This window comes from Streptococcus agalactiae (assembly GCF_949788565.1).
GTDB classification, from domain to species: Bacteria; Bacillota; Bacilli; order Lactobacillales; family Streptococcaceae; genus Streptococcus; species Streptococcus agalactiae.
Genome location: NZ_OX460931.1, coordinates 1,567,140 through 1,588,561 on the forward strand (window position 1 = coordinate 1,567,140; position 21,422 = coordinate 1,588,561).

Below are 21,422 nucleotides of genomic sequence, written 5' to 3' on the forward strand. Positions count from 1 at the left end.
TTGATTTCATTTTTAATAACCTGCTGGCTCATATTGGCAAGCAATCTTAATTTTAACTCTATTATTATAGCACTTTGATAGCAATTGGTAAAATGGAAATTCTATCACCAAGCTCTAGCATCTGTCTTATGTTTTAAGTAATCAATCCATCTACTATCCTTTACACGACACAAGGTAACTGATAAACCAGCCATATCTAAACTTGTAATTAGGTGGCCTGTTTTAATAAAAGGTAATTGTAAATCGTCTAAAGCCAGAAATTCCATGACAGCATTTGTAAAAAGTAATTCCTCCATTTTAGAACTTCCTCCAAGATTATTTATCAATAGAATGAATGCTTCTCCATCTTGCCAACGTAATTTCATTTTCAATTTGTTAACTAGTTCGTTTGCCAAATGTTCCATGGACACGAAAGGCATTGTCCGGTATCCTGGCTCACCATGAATACCGATTCCAAATGAGATGTAACCTTCTTCTAAATCAAAAACAGGTTGATGCTGACCTAAAATAGTGGCTGACTTACTTGCTACACCTAAAGTAGCCATTGAAGTTGTCAAAGATAGTCCTAGCTGTTCTAATTCATCTAAGCTTGCTCCTTCTAAAGCAGCTTGTCCAATAATTTTATGTAGCAACACAGTACCAGCAACGCCTCGATGACGAATTTTAAAATTTGATGTTTCAACAGAGATGTCATCATGAGAAACGATGTATTTGATTGGAATGCCTTCTTGACGAGCCTGTTCAATCGCTTGGGAAAATTCTTCCAAATCAGCTTCGAAATTTTTGATAATAACAAAAACACCTTTGCCTCGATTGATAAATCTAATAGTCTCTAGAATATCGCTAGCACATGGTGGTACAAAAATAGGACCACTAATCGCTGCCGATAGCATTCCCTCACCAACATATCCAAAGTGAGCTGGCTCATGTCCGCTGCCTCCTCCTGATAAAATCGGAATTACTTGTTCGGATTGCCCTAAATAATGAATAGCGGGCAAATCTTTTATTTGCTCTACTTTAGGGTTAGTTTTAGTGATTGCTTTTATTGTTTCAAAAACATATTCCATTTTATGATGTTCTGTTTTTCTCATATCTTTGTCCTAATAATTTTCTATTGATGTTCTGATAATTTTTTCAATGACTTTCCTATTAAATAATTCTTCTTTTGAGTTATTTATTAACTCATATTTTATAAAATAAGAGAGGGCTTTACTATGATAATTGATAAATGTAACTCTTTCTTTCTGATTAAAGTTAGATTTACTATAATCAGAAAGAAGCTTATCTACTAACTGCTCACAGTAAGACTCAAAATACGAAGAAAAATCATTTTGATCTTCAATTTGAAATAATTTAATATAGAATTCTTGATTCATTTTAAAAAAAGTCAACAACTCTGATAACAACTGAAAACCTGAGATATAGTCTAAATTATCCGTAACTTGTTCGCTTAATTCTGTTTGGAAAATCCATTCTAATAAAGCATATTTATCAACAAAGTGATTATAAAATGTTTGACGTCTAATACCTGCATCTTCCATAATATCACTCACCGATATTTTGTCAAAAGCTTGCGAAATAAATAAACGTTTAAATGACTTGGCTATTTTTTTCTTAGTAATAAGCGAAGAAGTCATAATTTCTCCTTTATTTTATATTGAATTGCTGATGATTTATTATGGTTTAGTGTAACATGATTTATGATTATTGAAAACCCTAACAAAGCGGACAAACAAGAAAATCTGTCCATTCCGGAAAAGGCTTACAAATTTTATAATAAAAGAGAATTAAACATAAAAGGAGTTTCCAAATGAAAAAAATTCTCAATCAACCAACTGATGTTGTTACTGAAATGCTAGATGGATTAGCATATGTTCATAATGATTTAGTACATCGCGTAGAAGGTTTTGATATCATTGCTCGCAATGAAGAGAAGTCAGGAAAAGTGGCTCTTATTTCTGGCGGAGGAAGTGGACATGAGCCTTCACATGCTGGTTTCGTAGGCGAAGGAATGTTATCTGCAGCTGTGTGTGGTGCAGTATTTACTTCTCCAACTCCTGACCAAGTTCTTGAAGCAATTAAAGAAGCTGATGAGGGAGCTGGAGTTTTCATGGTTATCAAAAATTATTCAGGAGATATCATGAACTTTGAAATGGCACAAGATATGGCTGAAATGGAAGGCATTGACGTTGCAAGTGTGGTCGTTGATGATGATATTGCAGTCGAAGACAGTCTTTACACACAAGGAAAACGTGGTGTAGCTGGTACGATACTTGTCCATAAAATTCTAGGACATGCTGCTCGTCATGGCAAATCACTTCAGGAAATCAAAGCTATTGCTGATGAATTAGTACCAAACATTCACACTGTTGGACTTGCACTAAGCGGGGCTACTGTTCCTGAAGTAGGCAAGCCAGGATTTGTTCTTGCAGAAGATGAAATTGAATTTGGTATCGGTATTCATGGTGAACCAGGTTATCGTAAAGAAAAAATGCAACCTTCAAAGGCTTTAGCGACAGAATTAGTTGATAAATTAATTGAATCGTTCGATGCTAAATCTGGCGAAAAATATGGTGTCCTTATTAACGGTATGGGTGCAACCCCACTTATGGAACAATATGTCTTTGCTAACGATGTTGCCAAACTCCTTGAGGATAAAGGCATTGAAGTGAATTACAAAAAACTTGGTAACTATATGACTTCAATTGATATGGCTGGTTTATCACTAACCTTGATTAAACTGGAAAATCAAGAGTGGTTAGAAGCACTTAATAGTGACGTTACAACCATTGCTTGGTAATCATTCCTGTTAATTAGAATAAAAGAAAGGAACTCTTATGGAAGTAAAAACTGCAATAGAATGGATGCACACTTTTAACCAAAAAATTCAATCTAACAAGGACTATTTATCCGAACTAGATACTCCAATAGGTGATGGCGACCATGGTGGCAATATGGCGCGTGGTATGACTGCTGTTATTGAAAACCTTGATAACAATGAATTTAGTAGTGCTGCCGATGTTTTCAAAACCGTATCTATGCAACTTTTAAGCAAAGTAGGCGGAGCATCTGGACCACTCTATGGTTCTGCATTTATGGGAATTACAAAAGCTGAACAGAGTGAAAGTACCATTTCAGAGGCACTTGGCGCAGGACTTGAAATGATTCAAAAACGTGGTAAAGCTGAACTTAATGAAAAAACAATGGTTGATGTTTGGCACGGTGTTATTGAAGCGATTGAAAAAAATGAATTGACTGAAGACCGTATCGATTCCTTAGTAGATGCTACAAAAGGGATGAAAGCAACAAAAGGACGCGCTTCTTATGTTGGAGAACGCTCAGTAGGACACATTGATCCAGGATCATTTTCTTCAGGATTATTATTTAAAGCATTACTAGAAGTTGGAGGTGTCTAATGTCTGATATTGGTATTATTGTTGTTTCTCACTCTAAAAATATTGCTCAAGGAGTTGTTGATCTTATTTCAGAGGTAGCAAAGGATGTCTCAATAACTTACGTGGGTGGAACAGAAGATGGTGAGATTGGTACTTCTTTTGATCAAGTTCAACAGATTGTAGAGCAAAATGATAAAAAGACGTTATTAGCTTTCTTTGATTTAGGTTCAGCAAAAATGAATTTAGAGTTAGTAGCTGATTTTTCAGAAAAAAATATTATCATTAACTCTGTCCCAGTAGTGGAGGGAGCTTACACCGCTGCTGCTCTTCTACAGGCAGGTGCTGACCTGGATAGTATTCAATCACAATTAGCTGAATTAACTATCAATAAATAAGGAGATATTATGACTCAATTTCTTGGGGAATTTTTAGGAACATTTATTTTGGTTCTTCTTGGGGATGGCGTAGTTGCAGGAAATGTGCTCAGTAAAACCAAAGAAGAAGGAACTGGATGGACTGCTATTGTTTTTGGTTGGGGAATTGCTTGTACCGTTGCTGTTTATGTTTCTGGATTATTCAGTCCCGCTCATCTAAATCCAGCAGTCACATTAGCAATGGCTTCTATTGGAGCAATTTCTTGGGGACAAGTTATCCCCTTTATCATTGCACAGATGTTAGGAGCAATGGTTGCGGCAACTATTTTATGGTTACACTATTATCCTCATTGGAAAGAAACAAAAGATAGTGGACTTATCCTTGCCAGCTTCTCAACCGGACCCGCTATCCGCCATACACCATCGAATCTCCTTGGTGAAATTATCGGTACTGCTATTCTTGTGATTACAATTATGGCAATTGGTCCTAGTAAAGTTGCAGCAGGTCTTGGTCCAATTATCGTTGGTATAGTTATTTTCGCAGTAGGATTCTCTCTTGGTCCAACAACTGGTTATGCTATTAACCCTGCACGTGACCTAGGGCCTCGTCTTATGCATGCTATCTTACCTATTGAAAATAAGGGTGACTCAGATTGGTCATACGCTTGGATTCCAGTTGTAGGTCCAATTATCGGCGGTGTCCTTGGGGCTATCTTATACAATATTGCTTTAACTTTAATTTAACTAAAAAACCAGAAAGTATTAACTTTCTGGTTTTTCGTAGTTGCAGTATGCTTTCAAAATAGAAAAAACACCAAAATACTTAGTGTTCTTTCTGGAGATTTTATGAAAAAAGTTTAGGATGTTTATAGTATAACCGCCCTTACTTAACGTTTCCTTAAAAGCTCGGTTATTAACATTACTTCCTAAATTACTATTTATATTCTCCAAGAAATGACTACTATTAAGCTAAAAAGCGCTATTGACATAGCGCTTTTTAGTCTAGTATTATTTAGTTTCAGTAGTAACTCCATCAAAATCTTCTTCATTTTCTTCGGCTTCTTCTCTTGTGGCACGGATAATACCATCTTTGTGATGAGCTGGACTGTAAATTGTATAGAGTTTTAACATCTCAGTTTCAGAAGTGTTAATTACGTTATGTTCAGCACCTGCCGGAACTATTATAGCGTCTCCATCTGCAACTTCATATTCATTACCATCAATGACAACCTTACCATGACCAGCTTCAAAACGGAAAAACTGATCATTTTCTGCATGAATCTCGCTACCAATTTCTCCACCAACAGGCAGTGTCATTAAAACGAGTTGACAATGTTCTGCGGTATAGAGGACTTGGCGGAAATTTGTATTTCCTAGTGTCAATTTTTCGATATTCCCATGAAATCCTTTCATAACGATACCTACCTTTCTATGCCTACAGTCTACTCTTTTTGCTCCTTACTGTCAAAAATTTAGATAAGAGTCTGACATTTTTAATAATATCTACTGTTCCTTGATTCCTATCATTTCATTGCAAACCTAAAATATAGCCTAATGACAATAGCTATCTATAGCTTTAGAAACAAATAATGCTGTTCCCTGGCCTCCCCAATTATCAATAGACTTTTGGAAACGCTCATCTTGGATGTACATTATTCCAAGACTTGCTAATAAATCGTTAGTGCAGTTGTAAAACTGAGCTGTGATATAATCTTGTAAAATCTGAACTTGTTTTTGAACTTTCTCATCTGTCGGAGAAAGTTCTTTCAACTGTCCAAAGTCTTTAAAAATCTGACTCATAGCTTGTGAAATCATTGAAAAATCATTCTTACTATGGCTATTTTCAAATTCTTTGTAACTATCTGTATCCCCCCAGCGTGTTCTAGCTTCCTCTTGAAATGCTTCTAATTCTTCTTGATTATAAGCTGTAAAATCTGACATATTTTTACCCCTCTGGATAGACTTTGCATGTTCAATTACTTCTTCTAGTCGCTGTTTCTTTATTTCCAGCCACCTAATTTGATCAAGAAGTGCTTGATTACGATCATAATTTGGACTATCCATTATCTCTTTTATTTTTTTAAGAGGAAATTCCAGTTCCTTAAATAACAAAATTTCTTGTAACTTAATCAGTGATTCATCATCATAGTAACGATAACCATTCTCTCCTACAAATGAAGGAGGTAACAAATCTATTTCATCATAATAATGAAGTGTGCGCACACTAACACCAGAAATGTGACTTATTTCTTTAACTGTTTTCATAATAACCTCTCTAAAAAGAGTATAATGTATAACGTTAAGTAAGGGTCAAGAGAAAAATATTATTTTGTGATGATTAATTTATAAAGCTTAAATCAAAGGTCACTTTGACTAACAGGTTGATGAAAAGGGATACGTCCCCATGTTTGCTCTGCTATATTAGCATTTCCCATCTGATAAACAGAATCTGCTCGTTGTGTCAAACTATCCCACGTTTGTGAACCAATCCTCGTCACGATATCCACAGACTTCTTCACAGACTTTAAATGCTGTTGACCTTTTTGTGTAAAACCTAAGACATGAATAGCATCTGGTATAGGACTTTCCACAGCATTTATCAAGATATAGGTTAATAAACGTCGAATTCTTGCTTTGGTATACCGTTTAGTTGCGACTTTATCAACTAACTCATCCACAGTCTCCACATAACGAATTTGACTTTTTATACGATTGGCTATCTCTTCATTCACTTGATAAATTTGTGTCAAATCAGAATGCGTCATTATCTGATACTTGAGTAAACTAAAATAATCTTGCCAAACTACTTGTGGACTATTCAAAAACAAGTCACTGTTAGGCATACCTTTTTCTACAAAGAAACGATCAGATTGATGTTTACGAAGACTTGTTGCAGAAGCAAATATCTCTGTTTTTTCTGATGAATGATAACCAGCTCCTTGACGTTGTATCGGATTTAATCGAATACCATTTTGGCTAGCTGCTTTGGTGTAGGCTAAACCTAAAATGTGATTTGGGGTTTGTCCCGAAAATGCAATCCCTGCAAATTCTTGCCACATAGCTTGCATTTTTTGTGGATAGGAAAGAGAATCCGATTGTTTTTTCAAAAAAGCTTCCATCTCCTCTTTTTTATTCACATAAATATCCCCAATACGGTCATAATCAAGCATTTCTTCGGTACCGAAGTATAAGTTATCCACACCTAATCGTGCCAGGATAGACACAGCTCCACTAGCGAAATAATCCGCTGACTGTACCGAAACCAGAAAAGGGAGTTCAACCACTAAATCAGCACCATTTTCTAGTGCCATCTGGGCACGGGTCCATTTATCTACAATCGCCGGCTCACCACGTTGCATAAAATTACCCGACATGGCTATTACTTTTATTCCTTGAGCTTGTTCTAAAAGGTACTTATGGCCATTATGAAAGGGATTAAATTCAGCAACAATTCCTGTAACTGTCATACTTCTTTCTCTTTCAATTGATTATTTAAAGTAACAGCATCAATAATATCTAGGTGATAAGTTTTACGAAGGTATATGAGACGATCTGTTTCTTTTTCAAATGGTTTTAATGCCGATAATAAATCCAAATGAAGTTTAGGGTTCATCAATAATTCCAAAATAACTTTAGACTTTTTCTGACTTACCCGACGTTCAATAATATAAAGTATCCCAAATATCATCAGACAAGCGTATAAGAATATTATCATCTTTTTACCTCCAAATTATTACTTATTTATGAGCTACAAAAAACCAGCGAGCAGAAGTTGCAGTTGGTTTTTTATCTTCAAAATCTGCATACACCTTAACATCTTTAAAACCTGCCTGTTCAAGTAAAATATCATAAGTCAAAATATCATAAGTACGCTCTTCATGAACTTCATCATGACGTGTAAATCGACCATCTTCTTCTTGAACAAAAAATGTTAATTCATGGACAATAGAATGAGGTGCATCATCTTCATAAGTATCCCACACCATAGCAAAGTCATCTGCATTTTCATGATAAGAATAACCAGGAAATACTTTATCTGTTTGATAAGTCGAATGAACATCAAAAATAAAGACGCCATTTTCTTCTAAGGCCTTATAGACTTCGATAAAAACATCACCAACCTCGACTTCATCTTGCATATAACAAATAGAGTCTGAATAGCACGTGATGAGATCATATTTACCTACATTAGATAAATCTAACATATTTCCTTCAATAAACTGGATACTTTGGTGAGCAGAAGTTGCACGTTTTTTGGCAAGTTTCAGCATATCGCCACTAAGATCAAGTCCTGTAACAGCATAACCAGCTTGTGCAAATCGAACAGACTGAATTCCTGTACCGCATGCTAATTCCAAAAGTTTTTTCTTACCTTTTGGAAAATGACGAAGTGAAAAATCAGTCCATTTATCATATAAAGTATCATCCATGACAGCATCATAAACAGCTGCAAAAGTTTCATACGTTGCCATATAATAGTTCTCAAATCTTTCTTGATATTACATCTCTCAAAAAGCAGTCCCAAGACTGCTTAGCTTTATTCTGTCATAAAGTCTTCAGCATCAAGCAATGGTGCTTCATGCCAAAGTTTTTCAAGGTTATAGTGCTGTCTCTCATCTTCAGAGAAGATATGAACCACGACGCTATTGAGGTCAAGAAGTACCCAACCAGCTTTACTATCGCCTTCAAGGTGGCTAGCATCCCCACCATTTCCTTTTACTTGTTCACGGATATTGTCTGCGATTGCTTCTAACTGCCTACTATTACTTGCACTCATAATCACAAAGTAATCTGCAACACTCGTTACAGGCTGTAAATCTAAAATTACAATATCTTCTGCTCGTTTTTCATCTGCAGCCTTAACGACTAGCTGTAGTAAGTCTTTTTCTGTCATTTTATTCCTCGTTTATTAATTTCAATAAGCTATCTTTTGCTACCATTGTCGCAAAACGATGATGCCAAATATTCTCGTAATGTTTTTTAATAGAATCCCCACTTAAAGTTGGTGTATCAAATGTTAGGTGTCCACCTTATGGAATAAAGATATTATAACCATATTCAAAAGCAACTTTTACTGATGTATCAAAACAGTATTCTGTTTGAAGCCCCATCATGATTAATTGACTAATATGCTTACTTTGCAAGTAATCATGTAAATGAGTATCTTTAAAACAACTATTGTAAGTTTTATCAATTATTTTGTGATGCGTCACAAGATGTCGCTGTTCCCAAATCTCCCACTGTGGAGAACCTTGAGGCAATTCCTTATCATGATGCCTTATCCATATCACTTCACAATTAGAACCTTTGGCACTTAAAAGTAAATCATCTAAAAGCTCTGCAAAATTTGTTAAATGCTTTGGTTTCTTATCCATAATACCTTGTTGGATATCAATTAGTAAAAGTGCACAAGTCATACTTTCCTCCAAAATGACCACTGCATCGCCAAACCTATCATGACCATTATTTCAATAAAAGAATTAGTCGAGATAAGGTATATAAGCATTATAGGTTTCAATCGTTTTAGGATAGATAGGCTGAGCCTTACTTGCTAAAAAGGCGACTGTTCTAGCAGTCTCATAAGCTACTGCTTTATTAAGGTCAACTTTCGCTAACTCACGAGCTTCTTCAACTCCTGGAAAATCTCGATTGTGTTCAATGTAATCTGCTACATAAACGATTTTATCCAATGTGGACATTTGAGCTGAACCAACAGTATGTTTTGCAATAGCAGCTAAAATATCTTGATCTTTGATAGCTAGATCCTCTTGTATTTTATAAATACCAACAAGACCATGCCAAATATTATTACCCCATTTTTTTAGGTCGGGATCTAGTTGGTATTTATCAATTAATCTAAGAAATTCATCATCAGATAGTTCCTTAGCATAATCATGTAATAAAGCAGCTAGACCCGCTTTTTCCTTATCATAACCATACCGTTCTGCTAACTCTATTGAAGCACGCTCTACTCCTAACACATGATTAAAGCGTTTGTCGGACATCATATGACGCACTTTACTCAAAAGTTCAGTCCGATCTAAACCTGTGTAATCTTTGTAGGTCATTTGTAAAGACCTTCTTTCCTGATATAATCTAATACCTCTCTAGGCAGTAAATAGTTGGGCTGACGATTACTTTTAATAAATTGACGAATCATACTTGATGAGATATCCATCAATGGCAGATCCACCCAAATAACGGGATATGATGTACCAGCTTTATATTTTGGACGTTGAACACCAACAAACTGCACCATTTTAACAAGTTCATCAATACGATGCCACTTAGGTAGATATTCCACCATATCTGCCCCAATAATGAAATAATAATCAACATCTGGATTTTTTTCAATTAGAAGCTTCATCGTATCGTATGTATAGCTGATACCTTTACGTTCAATTTCAATTGGTTCAATAGATAAACCATCAATGCCTTCTATTGCTAATTCAAGCATCTTGAGACGATGCTGTTCATCAATTGTCTCTTTTTTATCAATATGTGGTGGCTGAAATTCAGGCATCAACAGAACTTGGTCTAAACACAATTGCTGACGTACTTGATCTGCAACAACAAGGTGGGCGTTATGAACAGGGTTAAAATTTCCTCCCATAATTCCAATTTGTTTTCGGTTAGTATCTCGCTTTTTCTCTTCTAATTCAACTTTTGTAAATGGTGTTAGCAATTCGAGTGCCATAATTCCTCCATGAACAAGTAGTATCTCTAAAAAAACAAACACTGATTATCATGATCAGCTATCATACGGAAGTGTAACTTAGGTAAATCGTTTTTTAGTTCTATACTCTATTTCTTAATCTATTGTAGTTTAGTTTGATTTTACTGCTTTTACTTTAACTGAAATTTTACGATTTTCTTTGCGCACTGACTCTTTATAAAGAATCAAGATACGTCCTATTTTAAGGACAGTATCGCAGCCAATTTCATCTTCCAGAACTTCAGCGACATCGTGGATATCTTCATCGGTATTTTGTAAAAGGGTTACTTTGATTAGCTCACGTGCATCGAGTGCATTACGTACGCTTGTTTTGATTTGATCATTTAACCCATTTTTCCCAATTTGAATAATGGGTTTCATAGAATGTGCTTCTGATTTTAAGAAAGCACGTTGTTTAGATGTTAACATATTAGTTTCCTTTTTATCTATTATAGGGTTATGACTGTATCATCAGTTAAATTAGATGAAAAATCGTCATATGTTGCTGGTTAATTTAGTTATTAAATTAAAGCTTTGCGTAAAACAACTGCCACGCCTTCTGGAGCCCAAGCAGCTACTACTACTGGATTTTCTGCTTCTGATTTCACACGTATCCAACCAAGACCCGAATAAACAATATCCATTTTATCTTTGATTGTAAATTCATGACGAACTAATTTAGGAAAATCTGAAACTTCCTTACCTGTTGGTGGTGTCAATAATTTTCCAACATGTTTAGTGTAAAATTCATCTGCTCCAACTAGTTTGGTGCGGTGTAAATTCAGGTTATTATCAAAATATGCCGTAAAACCTTGTTTTTGACCAGAAATAAAATCAAAACGTGCTAGGCCAGCCAAGAATAATGTTTGTTCTGAATTAAGCTGATAAGTTTTGGGTTTTATTTCTTTTTTAGGACTAACATATTTAAGATTTTTTGCTGTCAAATAATGAGCCATTTGATGACGATGAATAATACCCGGAGTATCAAAAATATAGCTACCATCATCAAGAGGTATTTCTATTTTATCTAATGTTGTACCTGGGAAACGTGAGGTCGTAATAACATCACGACTACCAGTGATTTCACGAATAATAGCGTTAATAAGAGTTGACTTTCCAACATTAGTAACCCCAACAACATAAACATCTCGACCATGACGATACTTTTCAATCGTATCAATCAAATCCTTAATAGCATGATGATTTTGGGCACTTGTCAAGATGACATCAACAGGACGAAGGCCCTCTTCATGAGCTCTTTCAGTTAACCATTGTGTTACTTTTCCATCTTTAACCGATTTGGGAAGAATATCTTTTTTATTTCCTACTAAAAGAACATCGTTTCCTGCAACGAAACGACTAAGACCAGGAATAATTGAACCATTGAAATCAAAAATATCAATGACATTCACCACAAGGGCATCACTATCTCCAACCTCATGTAGTAATTTCAAAAATTCATCATCAGTGATATGAACGTCAGTAATCTCATTATAGTGGCGCAATCTGAAACAACGCTGACAGTATAATTCTCCTGTCTCTAAACCTTTTTCAAGTGCTGCACGAGGTGTATAGCCAGCAGCATCTTTATTTTCAGTTTGAATCCTGGCTCCGCAGCCAATACAAAATAACTCTTCCATTAAATTCCTTTTTGATATACGATTTTACCGTAATTCTCTTCTATTTTTTTCCAAACGCGACGTTCACGTAAGCGATTGAACTTGGTATTCCAAGCATCAGATTTAACAATTGGTTTTACCAATACGGACTTTATTCCTGCGCGATGACTAGCACGAATATCTGTCATCAATTGATCTCCAACCATAATCACCTCGTCACGATCAAAGCCATAACGCTCAATTGCCATGTTTATACCACGAGTAAATGGTTTCATCGCACGACTTACAAAATCCACACCAAAACGTGATACTGCACGTTCTACGCGAGCATGATTGTTGTTAGACACTACTACAACTGAAATATCCGCTGTTGTCATCTCATCTAACCATGCACGCACCTCAGCAGTACCATCTGGATTATTCCAAGCAATGAGTGTATTATCTAAATCAACTAAAACCGCACGAATGCCATGACGTAATAAATCTTCTGCTCTTAAATCATAAACTGCCTCAACCACGAAGGTCGGCCTATAATCATCTATACTCAATTTCATCTCCAAAAAATATATTTTACTATTCATTCTACCATAATTCTCAAGAGATAGCGAGTAAAGAAAAAAGGTCTTTAAAGACCTTTAAATTAGGGTTTCAACCCCAAAAGATACTATTTTACTCGTTTCATTTTCTTCAATGCAATTAAATCTTTGTAAGATATTAGAGTTACAGCAAGAAAAATAAACAGCATCCCAAGTAAATCTATTGGATAAAAAATTTCTCCTAAAACAAGTACTGTCAAAAATACCGAAGAAACTGGCTCTACCGATGCTAATAAGCTACCCTTGACAGCACCTACAATACTAACCCCTTTAAGGAAAAAAGTGTAAGCAAAAATAGTCCCAATACCAATAATGCCAATATAAGCAAGTATACTCATCACATTAATTTGTAAGGGGTATTGCCACGCTTTTGTCACCAAACTAAATAAAATCCCACCTATAAACATTCCTGAACCAATAACAATCGTACTTCCCCATTCATGAATAAGTTTTACAGGTAATAAAATATAAATAGAATAAGTAATGGCTGAACCAAGCCCCCACATTAATCCTTTCGGTGTGATAGCTAAACTTCCTAACTTTCCATGCGTTGCAATCATATAGGTTCCTAAAATTGCCATAGCAATTGCTATTATTTCAAAAGATGTTGGTCTTTGTCTGTTTAGGATACAAACAATACTCAAAATAAGTATTGGTGCCATATATTGCAAAACCGTTGCAGTTCCAGCATTTGTTAAATGAATCGCTCTGAGAAAAGCATATTGGTTTAAAACTAAACCAAATATAGAAAAAAGTAAAACCTGCTTTAAAAATTTTGGCTGTTTCCACGCTGCTACTAAATGTTCCTTTTGTTTTGATCTAGCTAAAGACAAGAGAAAGATACCTGTTATCAACAATCGTAAAGAAGTCAAAAGGTTAACGTGTACTCCGTGCGACATCAAGTATTGACCACTAATTCCAGAAATGCCCCATGCTAGTCCGGCAGCTAAGGTCATCATTGTTCCTTTTTCTTTTTTAGTCATTTTTCCCCTCATTTTTATTTCTTAAACACTGTAGTTAAAGTCATCTGATAAATATCTTAGCTTCTTAATTATTTATCCCTAGGTGTTCGTGCTAAATTAGCGAATAAAAACCAGCCAAAAGGCTGATTTCTATTCTTCTTTTAATTTTGCTAATTCTTGCGCTAACAGCTTCAGAGCAACTTGTGGATTAGCTTGTCCTTTTGTTGCTTTCATTAGATAACCTGTGAAGGCCTTATCAGCATTGCGTTTTCCTGACTTAAAGTCAATCACAGCAGCTTCATTATCTGCAAAGACTTGATGAATAATTGGGATTAATACTTCAGGATCTGAAATTTGAACTAAACCAGCCTTTTTAACGAATCCTTCAGCTGAACCACCATTTTTAGCTAAATGCACAAAAACTTTTTTAGCAATTTTGGATGAAATTGTACCGTCAGCAATCAAGCCAATCATCTCAACCAAATTCTCAGGAGTCAGACCAATTTCTTCGATTGATTTTGATTCACTGTTAAGAAATTGCGCCACTTCTCCTTGTAACCAATTGGAAACTTGTTTTGCATCACCCCCAATAGCAACAGCTTTTTCAAAGAAGTCAGAAGTTGCTTTTGTAGCTGTTAATTGGCTAGCATCATAAGATGATAGACCAAAAGACGATACATATTTCGTACGACGTTCCTGTGGAAATTCTGGTAATTCTAAACGAACTTGATCAATCCATTCGTCCGAGATATCAAATAGTGGTAGATCTGGTTCAGGGAAATAGCGGTAATCTGATGAGCCTTCCTTGACACGCATCAAAATAGTCTCGCCTGTTGTTTCATCAAAACGACGAGTCTCTTGCTGAATTTGACCACCAGATCGTAAAACTTGTGCTTGACGTTTTTCTTCATGTATCAAACCTTTACGTACATTATTGAATGAGTTAAGGTTCTTAAGTTCTGCTTTAGTACCAAACTCTTCTTGACCATAAGGACGAAGTGAAATATTGGCATCTACACGCATAGAACCTTCTTCCATTTTAACGTCAGAAATTCCAGTATATTGGATAATCTCTTTGAGAGCTGTCAAATAAGCATAAGCTTCCTCAGGAGAACGCATATCAGCTTCTGATACAATTTCAATCAGTGGAACACCTTGTCTATTAAGGTCAACATAGGAATAACCATCTGTCCCATGTGTATTTTTTCCTGCATCTTCTTCGAGGTGGGCACGCTCAATACGAATTTTTTTTCGTGTACCATCTTCTAATTCGATTTCAATCCAACCATTGTAACCAATAGGCTCATCAAACTGTGAAATTTGATAAGCTTTAGGATTATCTGGATAGAAATAATTTTTACGGTCAAAATGCATGTTTTGATGGATATCCATATTCAAGGCAAGTGCCGCCTTGATTCCTGCATCAATAACTCCTTTATTCATAACCGGAAGAACACCTGGGAAAGACCAGTCAATTACATTTGTATTAGCATTTTGTTCCTGACCAAAATGAGCGGAAGAAGGTGAGAAAATTTTAGAGTTCGTATTTAATTCAACATGGACTTCAAGTCCAATGACTGTTTCAAAATTCATTAGTTCTCACCTCCAAAAATTTTAGGTTGTTGTTTATGATAATCTGTCGTTGCTTCGAAAGCAGCAGCAACCTGATATATTGTTTCTTCACTGAATTTCGGACCAATCAACTGCATACCAACCGGTAGGCCTTGATCAAAACCAGCAGGGATTGAAATACCTGGTAAACCAGCCAAATTAACTGGTATTGTTAGAATATCAGCTAGGTACATTGCAACTGGATCGTGATTTAAAGAATCTAAGTCAAAGGCTGTTGTTGGAGCTGTTGGACCTAAAATCAAGTCATAATCTGCGAAAACTTTTTCAAAATCTTGAATAATCAAACTACGAACTTGACCTGCTTTTTTATAATAAGCATCGTAATACCCAGAAGATAAACTGAACGTGCCCAGCATAATGCGACGCTTAACTTCGTCTCCAAAACCTTCAGATCGTGTATTGACATAGATATCATCCAAGTTTTTATAATTTTCTGTACGGTATCCATAACGAATACCATCAAAACGTTGTAAGTTTGAAGAAGCTTCCGATGAAGCAACAATATAATAAACAGCAACACCGTATTTAGAATGCGGTAAACTAACTTCCTCAATAACTGCACCTAGTTTTTCCAGATGTTTTGCGGCCCTAATAATCGTTTCTTTAACTCCTGGCGCTATTCCTTCTCCCAAATATTCTTTTGGTAAAGCAATTTTCATTCCTTGAATATCTTGACCAATTTTAGCAGTAAAATCGCCTACAGTACGCTCAGAAGAAGTTGAATCTCTTACATCATGTCCAGAAATAACTGTCAAAAGCTGTGCATTCTCTTTTACTGTTTGAGACATCGGTCCAATCTGGTCAAGCGAACTACCGAAAGCAAACAAACCAAAGCGTGATACACGTCCGTAAGTTGGCTTCATACCAACGATTCCATTAAATGAAGCCGGTTGGCGAATTGAACCACCTGTATCAGAGCCCAATGACAAACGTACTTGTCCTGAAGCTACTGCTGCTGCAGAACCACCTGATGATCCTCCCGGAACTTTACTATGGTCCCAAGCGTTATTTGTCTTTTTAAAATAAGATGTTTCTGTAGAGCCTCCCATGGCAAATTCATCCATGTTTGCTTTACCAATCACAATCATATCTTTAGCATATAACTTTTCAACAGCCGTAGCATCAAAGATCGGCTCATAGTTATAGAGCATTTTAGAAGCAGCTGTTGTAAGAATCCCCTTTGTTGAAATATTATCTTTAACTGCTAAGGGAATACCTGACATAACATTATCAGCATCAATTCCTTTATCATCAATTTCTTTGGCTTGAGCTATTGCCATCTCATCAGAAATAGTAATAAAAGATCCAACCGCTTGTTCACGCGCATGAATATCTTCCAATGTAGCTTTTGTTAATTCAGTTGCTGAAATTTCTTTTTTAACGAGAAGATCATGCAACTGATCAATTGATTGATTATTAAACGACATTAGGCATCTCCTCCATCCTCAAGAATTGCAGGTACTTTAATATAATAATCTTGATGCTGTGGTACATTTTTAAATAAGTCATCACGATTATTGCCTGGTTGAGCAATATCTTCACGCATCACGGTTTTGCGATCTGCCATGGTCGTTGTTACTGGTACACCTTCTGTGTCAACTTCATTTAAGAGTTCAATCATATCAACAATCTTTGACAAACTTGACGCAAATTCTTTAGTCTCTTGATCAGAAAAGCGCAATTTTGACAGATTGGCAACATGACGCACTTCTTCTTCAGAAATTTTCATGAGTTCTCCTTATCTCTGTATCATTTTCGTTTTAAGATAGTCTCTACTATTATAGCATATTAAACTCTCAATGTTATCACATTATCCTAGCTTTTCATAATAAACGCTTCTTACCTATGATAAGAAGCGTTTACTGTTTATTTATCTATTGTTATATCATTTCTGCTTTGTTTGATTTTAGCCTGTGCAGCCGCTAATTTAGCAATAGGAATCCTAAACGGCGAACACGATACATAATGTAACCCCTGTTGGTAACAGAACTCAATAGATGATGGTTCTCCACCATGCTCTCCACAGATACCTATTTTAAGGTTTGGCTTAACTTCTTTTCCTAACCTCACTGCCTGCTCAATAAACTTTCCTATTCCTTTTTGATCTAAAACTTGGAAAGGGTCTTTTTTTAGAAGTCCTTTATCAACGTATTCTCCTAAGAATTTTCCAGCATCATCTCGTGAAAATCCAAAGCTCATTTGTGTTAAATCATTGGTCCCAAAACTAAAGAAATCCGCAAACTTTGCAATATCATCCGCTATCATACAAGCTCTTGGTGTTTCAATCATTGTCCCAATAGGGAATGATAAGTTAATTTTTTTAGATTTACTCTCCTCAACAATTGTCTCTTCAATCAGATCACGTATTATAGAGATTTCTTCATGCGCTGACACTAAAGGAATCATAATTTCTGGCTTTGCCTCATATCCCTCTTTCATTGCAAGTATAGCGCCTTGTACAAGAGCTCTCACCTGCATTTGGTAAATTTCCGGATAGGTAATCGCAAGTCTACAACCACGATGACCTAACATAGGGTTGAATTCTTCTAATGTTTGAATCCGTTTTTCAATAGCTAAAGTAGATATCCCCGTTTGTCTTGCCATAGATTCTATAGACTCTTTATCATGGGGTAAGAATTCATGTAAAGGAGGGTCAAGCAAACGAATCGTACAAGTTTTACCTTTCAATACTTTAAAAATTTGATAAAAATCGTCTCTTTGGAAAGATAAAAGCCTTTCTAGAGCCTTCCTTCGACTCAATACATCATCTGCTAAAATCATTTCTCTAACGACTGGAATACGTTCATCGTCAAAAAACATATGTTCCGTGCGACAAAGACCTATTCCTTCGGCTCCAAAGTCCAAGGCCTTTTGAGCATCTCTCGGATTATCTGCATTTGAACACACCATCATATCTCGATTTTCATCTACCCATTTCATAAATATCTCAAAATCACGATCTACGCTAGTCTCTGCCATCGGAACTTGTCCTATATAAACATTTCCTGTAGCACCATCGATTGATAACATCTCACCTTCTTTTATCGTTTGATGCCCAATAGAAATTTCTCGTCTTACTTCATCAACCAATAATTGACTACAACCTGCAACGCATGGTTTCCCCATTCCTCTGGCTACTACTGCCGCATGGGAGGTCATTCCGCCTCTTGCTGTTATAATCCCGTTTGCACTAACCATCCCCTCGATATCTTCAGGTGATGTCTCTTGTCTGACCAATAGCACTGGATTTCCCTTTTTCATCTCTTGAACAACATCTTCTGCATGGAAATAAACTTTCCCATAAGCAGCTCCAGGAGAGGCTGGAAGTCCTGTCGTCAAAAGAATAGCTTTCTTTAAACTTTTCAAGTCAAAAGAAGGGTGTAATAACTGATCTAATTGTTTAGGCTCGATACGTAGTATAGCTTCTTCTTTACTAATTAGGCCTTCATTTACTTGATCTACTGCTATTTTAATAGCTGCCTTCGCTGTACGCTTACCGCTTCTCGTCTGAAGCATATAAAGATTACCATTTTCAATTGTAAACTCCATATCTTGCATATCGCGATAATGAGCTTCTAACTTTTGGGTAACGCTTACAAACTCTTGGTAAATAATAGGCATTTGTTCTGCCAATTTTGATATGGATTGTGGTGTTCTGATACCTGCAACAACATCTTCTCCTTGTGCATTAATCAAATACTCACCAAATAAATTTGCTGCTCCAGTTGATGGGTTTCGTGTAAAAGCAACTCCCGTTCCGCTGTTATTTCCCATATTCCCAAAAACCATAGCTTGGATATTAACGGCTGTTCCAAGCGTCTCCGAAATATCATTTAATTTACGATAAATCTTAGCTCTTGGATTATTCCATGATTTAAAAACTGCCTCAATTGCTAACAAAAGCTGCCTTTTAGGGTCTTGCGGAAATTTTTCTCCTGCTTCTTTTTGATATAGTTCTTTGTAAAATTCAACAAGTCTCTTTAAATCTGAACCAGTTAGTTCTGTGTCATCTTGATAACTTTTATCTGTCTTAAGTCGATCTAAAATGGTATCAAATTTATATTTTGGAATGCCTGTAACCACATCTGCAAACATTTGGATAAAACGACGATAACTGTCATAAGCAAAACGCTCGTCTTCTGTTTTTTTCACTAAACCTTGGACACTACGATCATTTAACCCTAAATTTAAAACTGTGTCCATCATACCAGGCATTGAAAAAACTGATCCTGACCGAACTGACACCAACAAAGGATCATCAACACTTCCTAATTGCTTGTTCTGTTCAACCTCCAATTGTGCCATTGCTTGATCAATTTGACTAAGAATACTCTCTCGGATATGGCAAGCATTATCATAATAATCATTACAAGCCTGTGTTGTAATAGTAAAACCTTGTGGTACCGGTAACCCAATACTCGTCATTTCAGCTAGATTAGCCCCCTTACCACCTAGCAGTTCCTTCATTTCCTTACAACCTTCATCAAAATGATACACAAACTTAGTTTCCATCAGCGTCTCCTTTTACAGATTTTTAGCTACTTGTCCATTTGTTTTTAAGATTTCTAAAATAATCGTTGCTGTTTCTTCGATTGCTTTATCAGATACATTAATGATTGGGCAACCTAAATTTTTCATAACTTCTTCAGCATACCTCGTCTCCTCCAAAATCCGTTCTAAACTGGCATAATTTGCCGTACTAGAAAGACCTAAGGACTTTAATCGAACTTTTCGGACTTGATTAAGATGATCAACCGAATTAGTTAGTCCGATAATCCTCCTAGAATCAATCATACGTAATTCTTTAGGAACAGGAACCTCTGGAACCAAAGGAATATTAATAACTTTAATATTTTTATCTGCTAAAAACATACTTAATGGCGTTTTGGAAGTTCTTGAAATTCCTATAATAACTAAATCTGCTTGTAAAATACCTCGCGGATCTCTCCCATCATCATATTTTACTGCAAATTCTATTGATTCTACTCTTTTGAAATAATCATTGTCTAAGCGTCGTAAAATCCCTGGTTCTCCCAAAGGATCTATACCCGATATCCTTGATATTCCTTGAATAACATTTGTTAATAAGTCAACATAAGCATAATGTTCACTTTCACATCGTTTCTGTGCATAGGAAGCCAAAGCAACATCAACTAAACTAAACATCATAAATACTGTCTTCTGGCTAGCCTCTTCAAAAACTTGTTCTAAGCGTTCCTGACTGTTAATATAGGAAAAACGTTGAAAATGCCAATCATCATGTCCTGGAAATTGTGACAAACATGCTTTCGCAATAGCTTTGGCTGTTTCCCCTAAAGAATCTGAAATAATAAATATAGTGAGTTGATCTTCCATCAGTTTCCTCCTAATAATCTCTTATTTCTAAAAACAAACTAGCGAGGATTGTTTTAGATAATTTCCCGATCACTTTAAATTTTTCGGGATATTGCTTATCATGACGAACGACAGGGAGACTATCCACTTTTCTGCTCACTAATTTATCAGCTGCCGCAAAAAGACTTTCATTTTCTAAAACAGTTGTCACGTGTGGCATACGTGTCATCACCATTCCTATTGGCATTTTAGAAAGATCTCCTCCGCCAATACTGGTTTTTAGTAAATCTTTACGTGACACGACTCCACAGAGAAAATCATCATCATCCAAGATAAAAGCACAACCAGCATCTTCCATAAAAATATGTACAATAACATCATAAACTGAATCTTTTTGATGAACTGTCAGAGGGATCCCCATAATTTCTGAAACTGTCATCTTTTCAAAATGACTTGTCCCTATTGAAGCATGATACTGTCCTAAATAAAAATAACCAACCTTAGGTTTTGCATCTATGATACCTAGCATACTTAAAACCGCCAAATCAGACCTTAGTGCTGCTCTTGTTACTCCTAATTTCTCAGCTATTAGCTCACCAGTAATGGGCTGAAACTGTTTGATAATATCAATAATTCTTTCTTGCCTTTGATTTAATTGAATAAGATCACCTTCTTTATATATTGTATACTATTTATTTTATATGTTATATTATATATCTTTTTTTACTGAAATCAAGTAAAAAAAGATACTATTTTAAAAATAATCATACTATATATTTGCTTTTAGACATATCT

The 21,422-nt window shown here is 35.8% G+C and carries 24 protein-coding genes and 1 pseudogene; 4 read left to right on the forward strand and 21 right to left on the reverse strand.

The features are described from left to right. Positions 1-104: 104 nt before the first annotated feature. Together dhaQ and dhaS are read right to left on the reverse strand one after the other, a co-directional pair. Positions 105-1,091, reverse strand: coding sequence for a DhaKLM operon coactivator DhaQ (dhaQ, locus tag QOR44_RS08030; protein WP_001232461.1), 987 nt, complete (start codon positions 1,089-1,091; stop codon positions 105-107). A 9-nt stretch (positions 1,092-1,100) separates the two neighbouring features. Next, positions 1,101-1,637, reverse strand: coding sequence for a dihydroxyacetone kinase transcriptional activator DhaS (dhaS, locus tag QOR44_RS08035; RefSeq protein ID WP_000204281.1), 537 nt, complete (start codon positions 1,635-1,637; stop codon positions 1,101-1,103). A 173-nt stretch (positions 1,638-1,810) separates the two neighbouring features. Here dhaS and dhaK point away from each other — a divergent pair, with 173 nt between their 5' ends. Genes dhaK through QOR44_RS08055 form a run of 4 tightly spaced genes read left to right on the forward strand, consistent with a single transcriptional unit; the run spans position 1,811 to position 4,513 of the window. Then, positions 1,811-2,800, forward strand: a complete 990-nt coding sequence (gene dhaK / locus QOR44_RS08040; RefSeq protein ID WP_000722653.1) for a dihydroxyacetone kinase subunit DhaK — start codon at positions 1,811-1,813, stop codon at positions 2,798-2,800. Positions 2,801-2,837: 37 nt separating this feature from the next. Further along, the gene (gene dhaL / locus QOR44_RS08045; protein WP_000453281.1) at positions 2,838-3,416 is read left to right on the forward strand and encodes a dihydroxyacetone kinase subunit DhaL; all 579 of its coding nucleotides are present in this window, start codon (positions 2,838-2,840) and stop codon (positions 3,414-3,416) included. After that, positions 3,416-3,790 carry a dihydroxyacetone kinase phosphoryl donor subunit DhaM gene (dhaM, locus tag QOR44_RS08050; RefSeq protein WP_001279899.1) on the forward strand — a complete coding sequence of 125 codons (375 nt, stop codon included), beginning with the start codon at positions 3,416-3,418 and terminating at the stop codon, positions 3,788-3,790. Before dhaL ends, dhaM begins: the two co-directional genes overlap by 1 nt. A gap of 9 nt (positions 3,791-3,799) precedes the next feature. Further along, positions 3,800-4,513, forward strand: coding sequence for an MIP/aquaporin family protein (locus QOR44_RS08055; protein WP_000191475.1), 714 nt, complete (start codon positions 3,800-3,802; stop codon positions 4,511-4,513). A gap of 264 nt (positions 4,514-4,777) precedes the next feature. Here QOR44_RS08055 and QOR44_RS08060 read toward each other — a convergent pair whose 3' ends face one another. From QOR44_RS08060 to ccpN, 19 genes and pseudogenes are all read right to left on the reverse strand, one after another. Next, complete coding sequence (locus tag QOR44_RS08060) at positions 4,778-5,182, reverse strand: cupin domain-containing protein (RefSeq protein ID WP_000675692.1); 405 nt, start codon at positions 5,180-5,182, stop codon at positions 4,778-4,780. 138 nt (positions 5,183-5,320) lie between these two features. Further along, entirely contained in the window at positions 5,321-6,034 is a 714-nt protein-coding gene (locus QOR44_RS08065) for a MerR family transcriptional regulator (protein ID WP_000859564.1), read from the reverse strand. A 92-nt stretch (positions 6,035-6,126) separates the two neighbouring features. After that, positions 6,127-7,236 carry a nucleotidyltransferase gene (locus QOR44_RS08070; protein WP_016503141.1) on the reverse strand — a complete coding sequence of 370 codons (1,110 nt, stop codon included), beginning with the start codon at positions 7,234-7,236 and terminating at the stop codon, positions 6,127-6,129. Further along, positions 7,233-7,484, reverse strand: a complete 252-nt coding sequence (locus tag QOR44_RS08075) for a hypothetical protein (protein ID WP_000583229.1) — start codon at positions 7,482-7,484, stop codon at positions 7,233-7,235. Before QOR44_RS08075 ends, QOR44_RS08070 begins: the two co-directional genes overlap by 4 nt. A gap of 22 nt (positions 7,485-7,506) precedes the next feature. Next, positions 7,507-8,241 (reverse strand): class I SAM-dependent DNA methyltransferase, encoded by a 735-nt coding sequence (locus QOR44_RS08080; protein WP_000257075.1) that lies wholly within the window; start codon positions 8,239-8,241, stop codon positions 7,507-7,509. Between the two features lie 65 nt (positions 8,242-8,306). Beyond that, positions 8,307-8,663 carry a ribosome silencing factor gene (gene rsfS, locus QOR44_RS08085; protein WP_000136423.1) on the reverse strand — a complete coding sequence of 119 codons (357 nt, stop codon included), beginning with the start codon at positions 8,661-8,663 and terminating at the stop codon, positions 8,307-8,309. A 1-nt stretch (position 8,664) separates the two neighbouring features. Next, a pseudogene (locus QOR44_RS08090) lies at positions 8,665-9,186 on the reverse strand (cysteine hydrolase family protein). A 63-nt stretch (positions 9,187-9,249) separates the two neighbouring features. Continuing rightward, complete coding sequence (gene yqeK / locus QOR44_RS08095) at positions 9,250-9,837, reverse strand: bis(5'-nucleosyl)-tetraphosphatase (symmetrical) YqeK (RefSeq protein WP_000221170.1); 588 nt, start codon at positions 9,835-9,837, stop codon at positions 9,250-9,252. After that, positions 9,834-10,466: a nicotinate-nucleotide adenylyltransferase gene (locus QOR44_RS08100; protein ID WP_001162767.1), complete on the reverse strand. Its 633-nt coding sequence runs from the start codon at positions 10,464-10,466 to the stop codon at positions 9,834-9,836. Before QOR44_RS08100 ends, yqeK begins: the two co-directional genes overlap by 4 nt. A gap of 129 nt (positions 10,467-10,595) precedes the next feature. Continuing rightward, a complete protein-coding gene (yhbY, locus tag QOR44_RS08105) occupies positions 10,596-10,913 on the reverse strand; it encodes a ribosome assembly RNA-binding protein YhbY (RefSeq protein ID WP_000958132.1) in 318 nt (105 codons plus the stop codon). 92 nt (positions 10,914-11,005) lie between these two features. Further along, positions 11,006-12,124 (reverse strand): ribosome biogenesis GTPase YqeH, encoded by a 1,119-nt coding sequence (yqeH, locus tag QOR44_RS08110; RefSeq protein WP_000391742.1) that lies wholly within the window; start codon positions 12,122-12,124, stop codon positions 11,006-11,008. After that, a complete protein-coding gene (locus QOR44_RS08115; protein WP_000020580.1) occupies positions 12,124-12,651 on the reverse strand; it encodes a YqeG family HAD IIIA-type phosphatase in 528 nt (175 codons plus the stop codon). Before QOR44_RS08115 ends, yqeH begins: the two co-directional genes overlap by 1 nt. 116 nt (positions 12,652-12,767) lie before the next feature. Continuing rightward, positions 12,768-13,682, reverse strand: coding sequence for a DMT family transporter (locus QOR44_RS08120; RefSeq protein WP_000161967.1), 915 nt, complete (start codon positions 13,680-13,682; stop codon positions 12,768-12,770). A gap of 129 nt (positions 13,683-13,811) precedes the next feature. Beyond that, the gene (gene gatB / locus QOR44_RS08125; protein WP_283572691.1) at positions 13,812-15,254 is read right to left on the reverse strand and encodes an Asp-tRNA(Asn)/Glu-tRNA(Gln) amidotransferase subunit GatB; all 1,443 of its coding nucleotides are present in this window, start codon (positions 15,252-15,254) and stop codon (positions 13,812-13,814) included. Continuing rightward, entirely contained in the window at positions 15,254-16,720 is a 1,467-nt protein-coding gene (gene gatA, locus QOR44_RS08130; RefSeq protein ID WP_000009537.1) for an Asp-tRNA(Asn)/Glu-tRNA(Gln) amidotransferase subunit GatA, read from the reverse strand. The genes gatB and gatA overlap by 1 nt, the downstream gene beginning before the upstream one ends. Beyond that, complete coding sequence (gene gatC, locus QOR44_RS08135) at positions 16,720-17,022, reverse strand: Asp-tRNA(Asn)/Glu-tRNA(Gln) amidotransferase subunit GatC (protein WP_000703033.1); 303 nt, start codon at positions 17,020-17,022, stop codon at positions 16,720-16,722. The genes gatA and gatC overlap by 1 nt, the downstream gene beginning before the upstream one ends. A gap of 137 nt (positions 17,023-17,159) precedes the next feature. Next, complete coding sequence (gene ppdK, locus QOR44_RS08140; RefSeq protein WP_000448270.1) at positions 17,160-19,805, reverse strand: pyruvate, phosphate dikinase; 2,646 nt, start codon at positions 19,803-19,805, stop codon at positions 17,160-17,162. A gap of 12 nt (positions 19,806-19,817) precedes the next feature. Continuing rightward, positions 19,818-20,648: a pyruvate, water dikinase regulatory protein gene (locus tag QOR44_RS08145; RefSeq protein WP_000390093.1), complete on the reverse strand. Its 831-nt coding sequence runs from the start codon at positions 20,646-20,648 to the stop codon at positions 19,818-19,820. A gap of 10 nt (positions 20,649-20,658) precedes the next feature. Next, entirely contained in the window at positions 20,659-21,288 is a 630-nt protein-coding gene (gene ccpN / locus QOR44_RS08150; RefSeq protein WP_011074751.1) for a transcriptional regulator CcpN, read from the reverse strand. Between the last annotated feature and the right edge of the window lie 134 nt (positions 21,289-21,422).